This is a genomic window from Micromonospora sp. NPDC005205 (genome assembly GCF_040608275.1).
GTDB lineage: Bacteria > Actinomycetota > Actinomycetes > Mycobacteriales > Micromonosporaceae > Micromonospora.
Genome location: NZ_JBEXHV010000003.1, coordinates 349194 through 363186 on the forward strand (window position 1 = coordinate 349194; position 13993 = coordinate 363186).

At 72.2% G+C, this 13993-nt stretch carries 16 protein-coding genes; 5 read left to right on the forward strand and 11 right to left on the reverse strand.

The window, feature by feature from the left end; all coding sequences use genetic code 11:
* Nucleotides 1-253 precede the first annotated feature (253 nt).
* Both ABZU43_RS09020 and ABZU43_RS09025 read left to right on the forward strand, forming a co-directional pair.
* Nucleotides 254-1597, forward strand: coding sequence for an SAM-dependent methyltransferase (locus ABZU43_RS09020; protein WP_355005950.1), 1344 nt, complete (start codon nt 254-256; stop codon nt 1595-1597).
* Nucleotides 1594-2781, forward strand: a complete 1188-nt coding sequence (locus tag ABZU43_RS09025; protein WP_355005951.1) for an NADH-quinone oxidoreductase subunit D — start codon at nt 1594-1596, stop codon at nt 2779-2781. The genes ABZU43_RS09020 and ABZU43_RS09025 overlap by 4 nt, the downstream gene beginning before the upstream one ends.
* An 18-nt stretch (nt 2782-2799) precedes the next feature.
* Here ABZU43_RS09025 and ABZU43_RS09030 read toward each other — a convergent pair whose 3' ends face one another.
* From ABZU43_RS09030 to ABZU43_RS09045, 4 genes are all read right to left on the reverse strand, one after another.
* On the reverse strand, nt 2800-4467 hold the full coding sequence (locus ABZU43_RS09030; RefSeq protein ID WP_355005952.1) for a hypothetical protein: 1668 nt from the start codon (nt 4465-4467) through the stop codon (nt 2800-2802).
* 109 nt (nt 4468-4576) lie between these two features.
* Nucleotides 4577-5581: a glycine betaine ABC transporter substrate-binding protein gene (locus ABZU43_RS09035; RefSeq protein ID WP_355005953.1), complete on the reverse strand. Its 1005-nt coding sequence runs from the start codon at nt 5579-5581 to the stop codon at nt 4577-4579.
* A 200-nt stretch (nt 5582-5781) separates the two neighbouring features.
* Complete coding sequence (locus tag ABZU43_RS09040; protein ID WP_355005954.1) at nt 5782-6522, reverse strand: ABC transporter permease; 741 nt, start codon at nt 6520-6522, stop codon at nt 5782-5784.
* Nucleotides 6519-7205 (reverse strand): ABC transporter permease, encoded by a 687-nt coding sequence (locus ABZU43_RS09045; protein ID WP_091403225.1) that lies wholly within the window; start codon nt 7203-7205, stop codon nt 6519-6521. Before ABZU43_RS09045 ends, ABZU43_RS09040 begins: the two co-directional genes overlap by 4 nt.
* A gap of 29 nt (nt 7206-7234) precedes the next feature.
* Between ABZU43_RS09045 and ABZU43_RS09050 the strand changes: the two genes are divergently transcribed.
* Nucleotides 7235-8212 carry an ATP-binding cassette domain-containing protein gene (locus ABZU43_RS09050; protein ID WP_355005955.1) on the forward strand — a complete coding sequence of 326 codons (978 nt, stop codon included), beginning with the start codon at nt 7235-7237 and terminating at the stop codon, nt 8210-8212.
* Between the two features lie 73 nt (nt 8213-8285).
* Here ABZU43_RS09050 and ABZU43_RS09055 read toward each other — a convergent pair whose 3' ends face one another.
* The 7 genes from ABZU43_RS09055 to folP all read right to left on the reverse strand — a co-directional run bounded on the left by ABZU43_RS09055 (nt 8286) and on the right by folP (nt 12880).
* Entirely contained in the window at nt 8286-8789 is a 504-nt protein-coding gene (locus ABZU43_RS09055) for a hypothetical protein (RefSeq protein WP_355006089.1), read from the reverse strand.
* A gap of 53 nt (nt 8790-8842) precedes the next feature.
* Entirely contained in the window at nt 8843-9151 is a 309-nt protein-coding gene (locus ABZU43_RS09060; protein ID WP_355005956.1) for a hypothetical protein, read from the reverse strand.
* A gap of 53 nt (nt 9152-9204) precedes the next feature.
* Nucleotides 9205-10419, reverse strand: a complete 1215-nt coding sequence (locus tag ABZU43_RS09065; protein WP_355005957.1) for an ABC transporter permease — start codon at nt 10417-10419, stop codon at nt 9205-9207.
* A 119-nt stretch (nt 10420-10538) separates the two neighbouring features.
* Nucleotides 10539-11075, reverse strand: coding sequence for a DUF3180 domain-containing protein (locus ABZU43_RS09070; protein ID WP_355005958.1), 537 nt, complete (start codon nt 11073-11075; stop codon nt 10539-10541).
* A gap of 19 nt (nt 11076-11094) precedes the next feature.
* Entirely contained in the window at nt 11095-11622 is a 528-nt protein-coding gene (folK, locus tag ABZU43_RS09075) for a 2-amino-4-hydroxy-6-hydroxymethyldihydropteridine diphosphokinase (protein ID WP_355005959.1), read from the reverse strand.
* Nucleotides 11619-11987, reverse strand: a complete 369-nt coding sequence (gene folB / locus ABZU43_RS09080) for a dihydroneopterin aldolase (protein WP_355005960.1) — start codon at nt 11985-11987, stop codon at nt 11619-11621. The genes folK and folB overlap by 4 nt, the downstream gene beginning before the upstream one ends.
* A complete protein-coding gene (folP, locus tag ABZU43_RS09085; protein ID WP_355005961.1) occupies nt 11984-12880 on the reverse strand; it encodes a dihydropteroate synthase in 897 nt (298 codons plus the stop codon). Before folP ends, folB begins: the two co-directional genes overlap by 4 nt.
* Nucleotides 12881-13236: 356 nt before the next feature.
* On the opposite strand from folP, the gene ABZU43_RS09090 reads away from it, so the two are divergent.
* On the forward strand, nt 13237-13551 hold the full coding sequence (locus tag ABZU43_RS09090) for a hypothetical protein (protein WP_355005962.1): 315 nt from the start codon (nt 13237-13239) through the stop codon (nt 13549-13551).
* Between the two features lie 13 nt (nt 13552-13564).
* Nucleotides 13565-13927, forward strand: a complete 363-nt coding sequence (locus ABZU43_RS09095) for a hypothetical protein (RefSeq protein WP_053654782.1) — start codon at nt 13565-13567, stop codon at nt 13925-13927.
* Nucleotides 13928-13993 lie beyond the last annotated feature (66 nt).

The window sequence follows — 13993 nt, forward strand, 5'->3', positions numbered from 1 at the left end:
GATGATCCAGTCCTCGAGAAGGGGTACCGGTCGATCGCAAGTATGCGCCCGGCCCACCGAACCCGGACAAGCATGTGTGAAAACCTTCACCACCGCCTCAAGTGCCCTTCACCACCGTCCCCGACCGCCCCAGGCCAGCGCGTCCCCGTGCCACCATGATCAAGTGCTGAAAAGTAGGTAACCGGAGCGTTTCTGACCTACTTTTCATCACCTGATCACCGTGCGCCGCGCCCGCTGCATTCGGAGTGAACTGATGTCGATCGCCTGGCGAGACGCAATGAGCCAAGCCCTCTATGGGCCGGGCGGCTTCTTCGTCGCCGGCACCGGCCCGGCCGAACACTTCCGCACCAGCGTGCACGCGTCCCCGGCCTTCGCCACCGCGCTGCTGCGCCTGCTCACCCAGGTCGACGCGGCCCTCGGGCATCCGTCGCGGTTCGACGTGGTCGACGTGGGGGCGGGGCGGGGCGAGCTGCTACGGGCTCTCGCCGGGCTCGCTCACGATCCCGCCGGGCTCGCTCACGATTCCGCCGGGCTCGCTCACGATCCCGTCGGGCTCGCGGTGGGGGTTTCCGGGGAGCCCGCCCACTCCGGGCGGTCAGGCTTGATCCCTGCGTGGTCGGGCTCCCCGGAAACCGTGACTTCCACGACCTCCGCCCGTCCGGCACCCGACGGGCCGTCGTTGGCCGCCGTCGCTCCGTCGCTCGCCGAACGCGTCCGCTTCACAGCCGTCGAGTACGCGCCCCGCCCGGAGAACCTGCCCAAAGAGATCAACTGGTCGTCTGAGATCCCTGCCGGGATCACGGGAGTGCTGCTCGCCACCGAGTGGCTGGACAACGTCCCCCTCGACGTGGCTGTGCATTCCGAAGATGGCTGGCGATACGTGCTGGTCGACCCGGAGAGTGGTGCCGAATCGATTGGTGAGCAGGTCAGCCCTGACGATCTTGATTGGCTCAAACAGTGGTGGCCCAGCCCCACGAGCCTGCCCAGTACGGACCGTGCGCCGAATCCGGAGGTGACCTGGACGGACTCGACCAGCGACAGCGAGTCGGGTTTCGGGGCAGCCCGGCCGGCGCAGGGATCAAGCCTGACCGCCCGGAGCCGGCCGGGCTGCCCCGAAACCCCCGCCGGTGACTACCTACGAGCCGAGGTCGGCCGCAGCAGAGATGAGGCCTGGGCCGACGCGGTGCGAAAGATCAGCCGAGGGCTGGCGGTGGCAGTCGACTACGGGCACCTGATCGGCGACCGACCTGTGGACGGGACGTTGACCGGGTACCGGGGTGGGCGGCAGGTGCCTCCGGTGCCCGACGGGTCGAGTGACGTCACAGCGCACGTGGCCATGGACTCGGTCGCCTCCGCTGGTGCGGCGGTCGCCCGGTGCGCGTACTCCCTGGTCCTGCAGCGGGAGGCGCTGCGGGCGCTCGGGGCCGACGGCGGGCGACCACCGCTCAGCCTGGCCGGCACCGACCCGGTCGGCTACGTGCGGGCGCTGGCCGCCGCGTCGACGGTGGCCGAGCTGACCGACCCGGCCGGGCTCGGTGGGCACTGGTGGTTGCGCCAGCCGGTCGGCATCCCGCTCGGGTCGGCCGTGGCACGATGACGGGCATGACCACCGACGCCGGGGACCTCCGTGAACTGACCGTCGGCACCGGGGCCGGGCTGATCCCCGGCACAGGTGATCAGCAACTCGGCACCGACATGGTGCTGAACATCGGTCCGCAGCACCCCTCCACACATGGCGTGCTGCGGTTGAAGCTGGTGCTCGACGGCGAGCGGGTGGTCGCCTGTGAACCGATCGTCGGTTACATGCACCGGGGCGCGGAGAAGCTCTTCGAGGTGCGTGACTACCGGCAGATCATCGTGCTGGCCAACCGGCACGACTGGCTCTCGGCGTTCTCCAACGAGCTGGGCGTCGTGCTCGCTGTGGAACGCCTGATGGGCATGGAGGTGCCGGAGCGGGCCACCTGGCTGCGAATGGCCCTGGCGGAGCTGAACCGGGTGCTGAACCACCTGATGTTCCTCGGCTCGTACCCGTTGGAGATCGGGGCGATCACGCCGATCTTCTACGCCTTCCGGGAACGCGAGACCATCCAGGCGGTGATGGAGGAGGTCTCCGGCGGCCGGATCCACTACATGTTCAACCGGGTGGGTGGCCTCAAGGAAGAGGTCCCGTACGGGTGGACCGGGCGGGCCCGCGCGGCGATCGGCGAGGTACGCCGCCGGTTGCCCGACCTGGACCACCTGATCCGGCGTAACGAGATCTTCCTGGCCCGCACCGTCGGCGTGGGCGTGCTGTCCGCCGCGGACGCCGCCGCGTTCGGCGCGTCCGGGCCGGTGGCCCGCGCGTCCGGGCTGGACCTGGACCTGCGCCGCGACGACCCCTACCTGGCCTACGACGAGCTGGACGTGCCGGTGGTCACCAAGACCGCCGGCGACTGCCACGCCCGTTTCGAGGTACTGCTCGACCAGGTGTACGCGTCACTGGACCTCGCCGAGCAGTGCCTCGACCGGGTGGACCGGCTGACCGGGCCGATCAACACCCGGCTGCCGAAGGTGCTCAAGGCGCCGGAGGGGCACACGTACGCCTGGACGGAGAACCCGCTCGGCATCAACGGCTACTACCTGGTGTCGCGGGGTGAGAAGACGCCGTGGCGGTTGAAGCTACGCACCGCCTCGTACGCGAACGTGCAGGCGTTGGCCACCCTGCTCCCCGGCTGCCTGGTCCCCGACCTGATCGCGATCCTCGGCTCGATGTTCTTCGTGGTCGGCGACATCGACAAGTGACAGGAGCCGCCTGACCGGTCACCGCCAGCGGTCGGTGGGCGGCGCGCCCCCGGCACGCGGCACGTCGTCCTGCGGCGGGTAGCCGTAACGCTCGTCGACCCGCCGCCGGCCGGTCCGTTCCGGCGCGGGTTCCGGCTGGTGGCTGCGTTGGCGCGGTGGGCGCCACTCGTCCGGCATCGGCACACCGCCCACCGGCAGCGCGGGCCTTTCCGGCTCGGGCCGCCGACCGCCGTCGTGGCGGCGCGGTTCCTCATACCGGCCGGCGTCCTCGTAGCGGCCGGCGTCCTCGTGACGGCGCGGCTCCTCGTGACGGCGCGGCTCCTCGTGACGGCGCGGCTCCTCGTGACGGCGCGGCTCCTCGTGACGGCGCGGCTCCTCGTGACGGACGGCGGCCCAGCGGTCGGCCACCCGGTACTCGGTGCCGGTGGCGTCGGCGTGCACCTCGGCCCGACGTTCGCCGACGCGCAGCTCTCGACCGTTCTCGTCGTCACGGACGGCGGCCCACCGGTCACCGGCCCGCAGCTGAGACCAGTACTCGCCGGTGTCGTCGGCTCGCAACGGCGGCCCGGCCTGTGGCGCCGGGGCGCCCGCCCGGTCGCGCTGCTCCGACCAGCCCCGATCGTCCGGGCTGTCCCAGGATTCCGCCGCCGGCCTCTCCGGGCTGCGGTGTGACCGGGCCGGCGGGGCCGGCTCGTCGGGCTGGGCGTACGCGTCGCGCCGATCCGTCCACTCCGGTTCGTCGCGGCGGCCCGTCCAGCCCGCCTCGTCGCCGTACCCGGCTCGGGGGTGCTGCTCCGGCTCGCTCCTCGCCCGGCCGGCCGGGCGTGGGGGCTGATCGGCGTCGCCGCCCCGGGTCCACTCCTGCGCGGGTGGGGTCCACTGACCGGCGTACCCGCCGCCGTAGCGCCCGGCCGGCTCGGCCGGGCCGCCGTCCACAACTGTGTGTCGGGTGGTGACGTGCACGGTCTCGGTGTGCCGGACCACGCCACCCGGCCGGTGCGCCGCCTCGGGGCGGTCGTGCTCCCGGGGGCGCGCTGAGCCGTACGCGGTGGCAGCCGGTCGTTCCCCGCCGTACATTCCGGCGGCGGGCTTCTCGGGGGCCTCCCGGGCGTACGCCGGCTCGTCGTCGTCCGGGTGCCCGGGACGCCCCCACCGGGGCGCGTCGTCGGGGCCGGAAACCCGGGCGCGGCCGGCCGGCGCCTCGGCTCGGTTACGGGCCACCGGCGTGTCGTCCACCGGCGGCTCGACGGCAGCCACCCGGGCCCGTGCGGCACCCGCCGGCTCGACGGCGGGGGCGGCACCGGCGAGGGCGGCACCACTGGCGTCGAGACGGCGGCGCACCGCGGCGATCCCCTCATGGGCCCGTTGCGCCTGGTCGAGTGCCTGGTTACCGCGCTGGGCGGCGGCCACGATCTCGCCGCGCAACTCCCGACGCAGCTCCTCGATCTCGTCCAGCAACTCGTCGGTCCGCGCCGAGGCGCCCTCGTTGTCGGGCCGCAAGGCGATGGAGAGGCCGATCAGCACCACCGCGAGGATGGCGAGCACCGCAGCGAAACGCAACGGGCCATTGCCGTCGGCCACCAGCAGGATCAGCGCCGCCACCGGCGCGAGAGCGACGCCCGCCCAGAAGAGCATGGTCAGCAGCGTTGGTTGACGCCGGGCGTCAGAGGTGGCCGGGGCTGGCATGGATGTGCAGCCTACCCACGATATCCAGCGGAGGGAACGGGGTCCCCGGACGCGCGGACGCCCCCGCCCGGTCGGGGCGGGGGCGTCCTCAGCACCTGCGGAAAGGGGCTCAGCTGGTGGCGAAGGCGCCATCCGACGAGAAGATCAGACCCACGCTGATCGAACCGTCGCGGAGCCCGCTCTTGGTCAGCGGCCCGCCCTGGTCCAGGGAGGAGAACTTGCCGACCGACAGCCCGTAGGTCTTCTCCAGGCCCGGCTTGCAGAACGGACGCTGCTCGCACTCCGGCGGGCCACCCAGCACTGTCGCGCTGCCGGAGCACTTCGCCGCCAACTCGGAGAGGGTCCGCACGCCGTACTTGTCGGCGAATGCCTGGGTCACCGCGAAGGCGTTCTGGTCCTGTGCGGCGGCCGGGGTGCCGAAGGTGAGGCCGGCCTTGTCGCCCTCGGTCTTCAGCGCGGTCACCGTCGTGTTGATGTCCGGCGAGGAGATCGGCTGGGCGTTCTGGCCGTTGGCCTTGGTGTTGAGGAACTCGGCCATCGTCGCCGCATACTCCGGGACGACCTGGATCTCGCCCTTCTCCAGAGCCGGCGCGTAGAGCTCCCGGTTGCCGATCTGCTGCACCTTGACCTGGTAGCCGGCGGCGCTGAGCGCGATCCGGTACAGCTCACCCAGGATCTGACTCTCGGCGAAGTTGCCGGCGCCCACAGTGATGTCGCCGCCCGGGCCCTTGGCGATGCCGGCGGTGAGGTTGTTCGCGCTGGCGAACTCCTCGGCCGCCACCTTGGGGGTCTTGCGGTCCTCGTTGACGGCCTTGTTGAGCTGGATCAGCTTCGGGGTGTCGAGTGCTGCGGAAACTTTGTCCAGTGCGGCGATCAGCTGCGGGTTGGCCGCCTTGCTGTTGACCGCCGGGATGACGTTGTCGGAGTTCTGGAGCTTCTTGTCGTCCTGTAGAGCGATGAGCTGCTGGCCGGCGACCGGGGCGCACCCGGCGCCGGAGGCGCTCGTCTGGGGTGCGTCGGTGCCGGACGAGCCGGCGTCACCGCAGCCGGTGAGCAGTGCTGCCCCGGCGACGGCGCTGACCGCCCCGATCGCCAGGCGTGTACGTGCGCGCATGTGCCCGCCTTCCGTGTCCCGGCGCGGCCCGTCCCGGGCCGGCCGCGTGTCCGACGGGCGATCCTGACTGTCGGCCGCCCGCGAATGTCCACCCAACATGCTCCGGAACCGACCGACAACTTGGGATGGACTTCGTCACCCCATCGTCACCGATTTGACGGCTGTGGGTCGCCAGCTCGACGCGGGCTCACCCGGACGGGTCAGGCGCTCCCGGTGGCGTCGGCGGCCCGGGGCCGCCCGAGGCGCTGCCGCCCACGCCGCAGCGGCTTGGGGGTGACCAGCCGTTCGACGCCGCCGAGGACCACCTCGGCCAGCAGCGCGAGCCCGGCCACCAGCACACCACCGGCGACGATCTGCCCGCCGCCGGCCGCGATTCCGATGCCGAAGCCGGTCCGGATGATCTGGCCCAGGCCGCCGCCGTTGACGAAGGAGGCCAGCGCGGCGGTCGCGATCACCTGGACCGCCGCGGTGCGGAAGCCGGCCGCCAGATAGGGCACCGCGAGCGGCAACTCCACCCGGCGCAACAGCTGCGTGCTGGACAGGCCCATCCCCCGGGCCGCGTCGCGGGCCTCCGGGTCCACCTGCCGCACCCCGGTGTACGCGTTGGCCAGCAGCGGTGGCACGGCGAAGACGGCGAGCGCCACCACGACCGGCGTCTTCCCGAAGCCGCTGGCGAAGACCACCGGCAGGATGGTCAGCAGCGCCAGGGTGGGGATGGCCAGGGTGGCGTTGGAGATCAGCACCACAAGGCCGCCACCTCGACCGAGGTGCCCCAACCAGAGCCCGAGCGGCCAGGCCACCAGGCAGCCGAGCGCCACGGCCAGGGCGGAGATCGTCAGGTGCTCGCCGAGCCGGTCCAGCATGCCGCCGGGGTTGGTCCAGTTCAGTGGGTCGTTGATCCAGGTGACGGCCTGCCCGATCGGGTTCTCCGCGACGGTCACCGTGCCCTCCGGGTGGACCAGGGGGTCACCAGTCGGGCGACCAGGATGAGCAACAGGTCGAGCACGACCGCGAGCGCCACGCAGAGCAGTGCGGCCGTCATGATCTCGGCCTTGTAGAGGTTGTTCTGGAAGCCCGCGAAGATGAGCTGCCCGAGCCCGCCGTGCCCGACCAGCACCCCGACCGTGACCAACGCCACCGTCGAGACGGTCGCCAGCCGTACACCGGTCACGATGCCCGGCAACGCCAGCGGGAGGTCGATCCGGAACAGCCGCCTCCAGCGGCCGTAACCCATGCCCTCGGCGGCCTCGCGAACCTCCGGGGGCACCTGGTTGAGGCCGGCCACCACGTTGCGCACGATCAGCAGCAACGCGTAGAGGACCAGCCCGACCAGCACCGTGGTCGCACCGGTGCCCAGGTAGGGGGCGATGAACGCGAAGAGCGCCAACGACGGGATGGTGTAGACAACCCCGCTGACAGCGAGGATCGGACCGGCGAGCGGACGGACCCAGTACGCCAACACGGACAACGGCAGGGCGATCAACACCGCGATCAACACCGCTCGCCCGGTGAGGGAGGCGTGTTCGCGCACCGCGGCGAGGATCGTGTCAGAGTTGTCCCGCACGTACTGCCAGGAGAACCAGGGGTTACCCGGGTCGGCCCGGTAGCTCAGGCGGAAGGACATACGTGGACGTTACCCCGGAGGCTACCGACGTGACCCAATCCCCTCGCGCGGCGTCGATCTCCCTGGAGGGCATCCAGAAGCGCTACCCGAACGGCACCGAAGCTGTCCGGGACCTCAGCCTGGAGGTCCGGGCCGGCGAGCTGGTGGTGCTGATCGGCCCGTCCGGCTGCGGCAAGTCGACGGTGCTGCGGATGATCAATCGCCTGATCGAACCGACCGCCGGTCGCATCACGCTCGGCGACGAGGACGTCACGAACGTCGACCCGGTGCGACTGCGCCGTCGAATCGGATACGTGATCCAGAACGTCGGCCTCTTTCCACACCAGACCGTGCGGGCCAACGTGGCCACCGTGCCGGGCCTGCTCCGCTGGCCCAAGGGCCAGACCCGGGCCCGGGTCGACGAGTTGCTCGACCTCGTCGGGCTGGACCCTGCCGAGTTCGGCGGTCGCTACCCGCACGAGCTGTCGGGTGGCCAGCGGCAGCGGGTCGGGGTGGCCCGGGCGCTCGCTGCCGACCCGGTGGTGCTGTTGATGGACGAACCGTTCTCGGCCGTCGACCCGATCGTCCGGTCCCGCCTCCAGGAGGAGTTCCTGCGCCTCCAGGCCGAGGTGCGCAAGACGATCGTGCTGGTCACCCACGACCTCGACGAGGCCGTCCGACTCGGTGACCGGATCGCCGTCCTCTCCGAGGGCGGGCACCTGGAGCAGTACGACACCCCGGCCGCGCTGCTCGGCGCACCCGCCACCGCGTTCGTACGCGAGTTCGTCGGCGCCGACCGGGGCATCCGCCGGTTGGCGGTCACCCCGCTCGACCGGGAGGCGCTGGAGCCGGTGCCCGAGGACGCCGCACCGGACCTGCCCACCGTCGCCGTGGACGGCTCGGCGTACGACGCGTTGGCGGTCCTGCTCACCTCGGGCCGGGACCGGCTCCTCGTGACCGACGCCGGCCGGCCGGTGGGCGCGCTCAGCCGACAGCGCCTCCTCGACCTCGGCCGCCCGACCAGCTGACTCGCCCCGGCGCACGTACGACAGTCGCGCCTGACCCCACCTCGGTGTGGTCAGGGCGACTGTCGAGGCGGGGTCAGGCGCGACCGCCGAGGCTGGCGATGCCGATGATCCACCCGGTGAGGAAGCCGTAACCGGCGCCGGTGCTGGCGTCCTGAAGGGCCCCCAGCAGTGACGGTGCCGGGCCGAGCAGCGCCGCCAACACCGCGGCCAACCCGCCAGCCAGCACGTACGCGGCCCAGCCGGAGAAGAACTGGCTGACCGGGCCGGGCACCCGGGCGACCTGGGCGGCGGGCAACAGGTAGAGCAGCGCCACCGCGAGGACCACCAGCAGGACGGCTCGCAGGTCGGCGGCGAACAACCCGCCGGCCTGCCCGTCCGCGTCGAGCCGCCAGGCCGGCCAGGCGAGCAGGCGCGCGTAGAAGGCCCCGGCCGACTCCGGGTCGGTCAGGGTGACGGCCCACCCGGTGTACGCCGGACTGCCGCAGATGCCGACCAGCAGCAACACGGCGAGCGCGCCGGTGCCGGCGGCCGTGCCGTAGCGGCTGACCGGGCCGGAACGGTGGACCAGCGACGCGATCCGCCCAGGCCCCGAACCGGTGGATCGGGCGGACCTGGGCTGCCCCGAGCGGCTCAGTGCTTCATCAGGTAGTCGATGAAGGCGGCCCGCAGCAGCGGCGCCGACTCCTCGTAGCCGTGACCGGTCAGCTCCCGCCACAGCGCGTTGGCCTCGTCGATCGTCGGGCCAATCGAGTTCGGGGCGCCATCCAGCACCGTTGCCTCGTCCGCGTTCGGCAGGTGGCGCAGCACCGACCAGAAGAAGCCCACGTCCCGATTGTCCCGGGCCCGGGCGAACGCCCGCTCCCGCAACTCCTCGGTGGACAGCGCGTCAAGCTCCTCGAACGAGGTTCCGCCCGGGGTGGCGGCAGGTGAGTCGGTCATGTCGCCGAGCCTAACGGTCGAGATCAGCTCCGGCTCGGCGGACGCGGCGCGGCTCACCGCTCGTCGGTGTCCCACCGTCGCGGGCCGTCCTCCCACCGCGGATCCCGCCACGGGTCGATCGGCTGCGGCGCGGCCTGGGTCGGCAGCGTGGGAGGCCAGTTGTCGACGGACTGCGGCTGCGGCGTGGTCCAGCCCGAGCTGATCGTGCCGTCGCCGACCGGCTCGGGCCGCTCGGGCCTGCCCGTTCGGGGCCGCCCCAGCGTCTCGACCAGCCGAGTCGTCAGCAGCCCGACGCCGAGCGCGGCCCCACCGACCACCCAGTTGCTCAGCGTCCAGCCGCGCTCCGACGCGTACACCTGGAAGACGGTGACCAGGCCGACCGCCAACAGCATGCCGAACACACCGCCCCGGCGGCCGTACGCGCTGGTGCCGGCGAGCATGGCCACGCCGACGGCCAGCACCGTCCAGTCCAGCCCCGAGGTGGGCGCCACCGGCCCGGGGTCGTTGGCGGCGAGCAGTATGCCGGCCAGAGCGGCCAGCACGGTGGAGACGACAAGCGCGGCGGCGGTCACGACGGCGGCGACCGCGCCCCGCCGACGGGCCGGATCGGCGATCGGTCGGTATCGGCCGACGAGCCGACGGATCGCCCGGATCGCGCCGAACAACCCACCCAGGACGGCCACCGCGGCGAACCCGGCGAACAGGTAACCGGCGCTGCCCCTGGGGTCGTAGTCGCCCTGTACCAGCACGGGCGCCGATCGACGTTCGATGTACACCACCACGGCGGCGGCGACGGCCAGGCTGGCCGCCCAGCCCGGCACGTGCAGCACCACCACGGCCAGCGCCAGCGCCAGCCCGCCCACCGCGGCGACCGCCACGGCCGGGCCGAGCGACTCCGGCAGACCCCGGTCACCCTGCTCGGCGTAGTGCAGGGCGGCGGCTACCGCGATCGGGCCGACGGCCAAGTTAGGCGCGGCAGTCCGCAGGCTCAACCCTGCGGCCAGTGCGAGCAACCCCAGCCCGACCGCGTCGATCAGGAGCGTGCGCAGGTTCTCGTCGCGCACCGCAGCCGGATCCTCCCGCCAGAGCAGCCAGCTCACGACGGCCAGCCCGGCCAGCAGCAGCAGCTCCCACCCCAGGTGTACGCCGATCCGATCCCGGCCGGGCTCACCGTGGGTGGGATCGTCGAAGACGTTGTCCAGGACGGCGGCCGGCACCCCGGAAGAGGGTTCGGCCGACCGGTCCCGGCCCGCTTCTTCGTAACCCATGACGCCGCCTCCCCAGTGGCCGACCGTCCCCAGTCCGGCGCACGGACGGACCCTGGGCGGCCCTTGCTCCCCGATCGCAGGCACCGTACCCGCGACCGCAGCCGGGCGTAACCCCCTGCTCAGCGCTGGCCGGGGCGGCTCTCCCGCGGGTCCTGCTCGTGCTCGTCGTCCGGGCGTTCCGGCACCCGGCAGGAGCGCTCCAACCAGAGCGCGGCGCCGACCAGTGCCAGCGAGGCGAGCAGGCCTCCGCCGGCGGCCGGCCGATCGTCCAGGGCGGCGCGGGTGGTCTCCACGAAGAGCCAGCCGGTGAGCCCCGCGTAGAAGCCCGCGAAGATCGCGGCGGCCAGCGCCGACGCCTTGGCCAGCACCACGAAGCGGGCGACCAACAGCGGATTGACCGGCTCCCGACCCGGTTTGCGCTCGATCCGGCCCCGGGTGTTGATCGCGGCGTACGCCTCCAGCACGGCGAGCCCGGCCAGCGTCACCACCGGCAGCCAGGGCAGCCGGGGAATCCCGCTGTAGTAGAGGGTGCTGATCAGCAGCCAGGCAACCGCCGCCGCAGCCAGGCCGGCCACGACCAGGGTCGAGATCCGGGTGGGGCCCATCCGCGACCCGTCCGGGCCCGACCCGCGGGGTGGGGGCTTCGCCTGCGTCATGCCGGCCGGTTCCGCTCGGTCATGCCGTCGACTCTAACGCCAACTCCGGCCGGGGACGCAGTTCCAACGCCCCGTCCGCCGCAGGGCCGATGGTCAGCAGGTCGGTCAGCCAGCCGTGACCGGGCAGCCGTCCGTACGGCTGGATGTCGATCCACGGACGCAGCACGAAGGCGCGCAGGTGCGCCCGGGGGTGCGGCAGGGTCAACTCCGGGTCGTCGCTGAGCACCGGCTCGTCGTCGTCGCCCCAGACCGCGATCACGTCCACGTCGAGGGTGCGCGGCCCGAACCGCCGCTGCGGGTCACGGACCCGGCCGGCCGCGCGCTCCGCGTCGCGGGCCCGTTCCAGCCAGTCGCGCGGGGTCGCGCTCTCGTCCTGCACGAGCACCACCGCGTTGAGGTACGCGGGCTGATCGGTGTCGCCCCACGGTGGAGTCTCGTACACCCCGGAGAGCACGAGCACCGCGTCGCCGAGGGTGGCGACGGCCGTGCGCAGGTGCTCCAGGCGGTCGCCCAGGTTGCTGCCGAGCGAGAGAACCGCCCGGGTCACCGGGTACGCGCCCGGGTCATCGTGACGGCCACGTCGGTGAAGGTGTGCGGCACCGGCGCCTCGGGCTTGTGCACTGTGATCGTCGCGGCGTCGACCCGAACGTCTGCCAGGCAGACCGCGAGGAGCCGGTCCGCCAGGGTCTCGATCAGGTTGACCGGCTCGCCGGTCACCACCGCGACCAGGCGTTCGGCCAACTCGCCGTAGTGCACCGTGGCGGCAACGTCGTCACTGGCGGCGGCCGGGCCGAGGTCCAGCTCCAGGACGGCGTCGACCACGAAGTCCTGCCCCTGTTCGCGCTCGAAGTCGTACACCCCGTGCCGGCCGTGCGCCCGCAGGCCGGTCAGCTGGATCCGGTCCGTCGTCATCGCCGTACCCCATGCTCGTGATCGTGGTGGGTCAGCTTCCTGTCGTGCTGCGGCACGGCCAGACGAGGGCTGCCGGTCGCCGCCCAGACGGCGAGCGCGTCGGCGGTGGCCCGCACGTCGTGCACGCGTACGCCCCAGGCGCCCGCGGCGACCGCCAGCACACTGGTGGCCACGGTGGCCGCCTCCCGCTGGGCGGTCGGTCGCGGCGTACCGTCCGCGGCGGCGAGCAACCCACCGAGGTACGACTTGCGGCTCGCCCCGAAGAGCAGCGGGTAGCCGAGATCCAGCAACTCCGGCAGGCGGGCGCTGAGCTCCCAGTTGTGCGCGGCCGTCTTGGCGAAGCCGAGCCCGGGGTCGACGATGAGGCGGTCGGCGGCCACCCCGGCGGCCAGCGCCGTGTCGATCCGTTGGGACAGCTCGGCCCGGACGTCGGCCACCACGTCCGTGTAGGTGGCCAGGTCGCGCATGGCCCTGGAGTGCCCTCGCCAGTGCATCAGCACCCAGGGGCAGTGCGCGTCGCGGACCACCCGGGCCATGTCCGGGTCGGCCAGGCCACCGGAGACGTCGTTGACCACCGCCGCGCCGGCGGCCAGGGCGGCCTCCGCGACCCGCGCGCGGCTGGTGTCGACGCTGACCGCCACACCGGCGGCGGCCAGTTCGCGAATGACCGGCAACACCCGCTCGGCCTCGGTCTCGGCGTCGATCCGCGCGGCGCCCGGACGGGTCGACTCGCCGCCGATGTCGACCAGGTGCGCTCCGGCGTCCCGTAGACGGACGCCGTGTCCGACGGCGGCGTCCAGGTCGGCGTACCGTCCGCCGTCGGAGAAGGAGTCCGGTGTGACGTTGAGGACGCCCATCACCACCGGGCCCGAAGCCCGCACCAGATCGGTCACGACTAGACGGTACCGGTCGCGGCGGCGGCGCCCAGCGACCCGGGTGGGCCCCGCACCACTACCCCTGACGTGCCGATTAGAACAGGTGTACGATCGGTCATCCGGGCAGTATCGGGCAGTCCCTTCGCGGCTTGTCGCAATCCGGGGCGGCCCGTACGCTTTGGAATTGGCCAGCATCGAGATGGCGAAGCTTGGAGGGAGGGCCGAAGCGGGGAAAATCCGCCCAAACCTCGCCACCCTCCGTGGTGAGTAACGAACACAGGGTCAAGAACGCCATGCCCTGTGGAGCACTTTTCCCGCCAGGCTTGCCTATTGCACCGCCGCGGCATCGCCGGCCGCGCTATGGGGAGGTTCCAGTGATCGCCTACGAGCTCATGGAGACGGCGTCGTCCGGCGTCGCCCACGCGCTCTCCACCCTGGCGTCGACTCCACTCGCGGAGCCGGCACCGAAGGGGATCGACACCAACAGTGTCGTCACCTTCTTCGCCAGCAAGATCGCGCCGATCCTGCTCGCAGTCCTGGGCGTCATCTTCATCGGCCGTGCCAGCCGAGGCGAGATCTCCAAGGTGCTGACCAGCTCCGCGATCGCCATCGTCGGGCTCGCCTTCATCGCGGGCGCGGCAACACTTTTCTTCGTCGGCGATTACCTGATCGACCTGATCTTCGAATAGGCGCGTTCACCAGATGCGGCTGCGCACCGACGACGACATCTACCGGGCCCGCCTGGTCTACCTCGGGCCGCCCGGTTACACCCTTCCGGTCCACCTGCCCTACGCCCAGTACGGGCTCTTCATGTTGCTGGTCCCCCTCTACATGTTCATCCACTGGCTGTTCACGTTGACGGTCGAGCTCTTCCCCGCCTGGGAGATCGCGCTCGCCATCGTGACCACGTCGTTCATCTTCCGGCACGTCGACCCTGATCGGCCGGCGCGGGTGGTCATCCGCACCGCGCTGACCGACTGGCGACGCACCCGGGAGCCGGCGGTCGAGCAGCGCGATCCGCGCCTGGTCGGCAGCCGGATCAGGATTCGGGAGGAACTGGCATGACCGGACGTATGTCGAACGGCCCGTCGCAGGACGCGGGCATGGGTCTGCCGACAGCCGCCGAGGCGA

Bases quoted from the DNA above. Each gene is read 5' to 3' on its own strand.
- ABZU43_RS09020 (WP_355005950.1), top strand. From the start codon at position 254: ATGTCGATCGCCTGGCGAGACGCAATGAGCCAAGCCCTCTATGGGCCG.
- ABZU43_RS09025 (WP_355005951.1), top strand. From the start codon at position 1,594: ATGACGGGCATGACCACCGACGCCGGGGACCTCCGTGAACTGACCGTC.
- ABZU43_RS09030 (WP_355005952.1), bottom strand. From the start codon at position 4,467: ATGCCAGCCCCGGCCACCTCTGACGCCCGGCGTCAACCAACGCTGCTG.
- ABZU43_RS09035 (WP_355005953.1), bottom strand. From the start codon at position 5,581: ATGCGCGCACGTACACGCCTGGCGATCGGGGCGGTCAGCGCCGTCGCC.
- ABZU43_RS09045 (WP_091403225.1), bottom strand. From the start codon at position 7,205: ATGTCCTTCCGCCTGAGCTACCGGGCCGACCCGGGTAACCCCTGGTTC.
- ABZU43_RS09060 (WP_355005956.1), bottom strand. From the start codon at position 9,151: ATGACCGACTCACCTGCCGCCACCCCGGGCGGAACCTCGTTCGAGGAG.
- ABZU43_RS09065 (WP_355005957.1), bottom strand. From the start codon at position 10,419: ATGGGTTACGAAGAAGCGGGCCGGGACCGGTCGGCCGAACCCTCTTCC.
- ABZU43_RS09070 (WP_355005958.1), bottom strand. From the start codon at position 11,075: ATGACGCAGGCGAAGCCCCCACCCCGCGGGTCGGGCCCGGACGGGTCG.
- folB (WP_355005960.1), bottom strand. From the start codon at position 11,987: ATGACGACGGACCGGATCCAGCTGACCGGCCTGCGGGCGCACGGCCGG.
- ABZU43_RS09095 (WP_053654782.1), top strand. From the start codon at position 13,565: ATGCGGCTGCGCACCGACGACGACATCTACCGGGCCCGCCTGGTCTAC.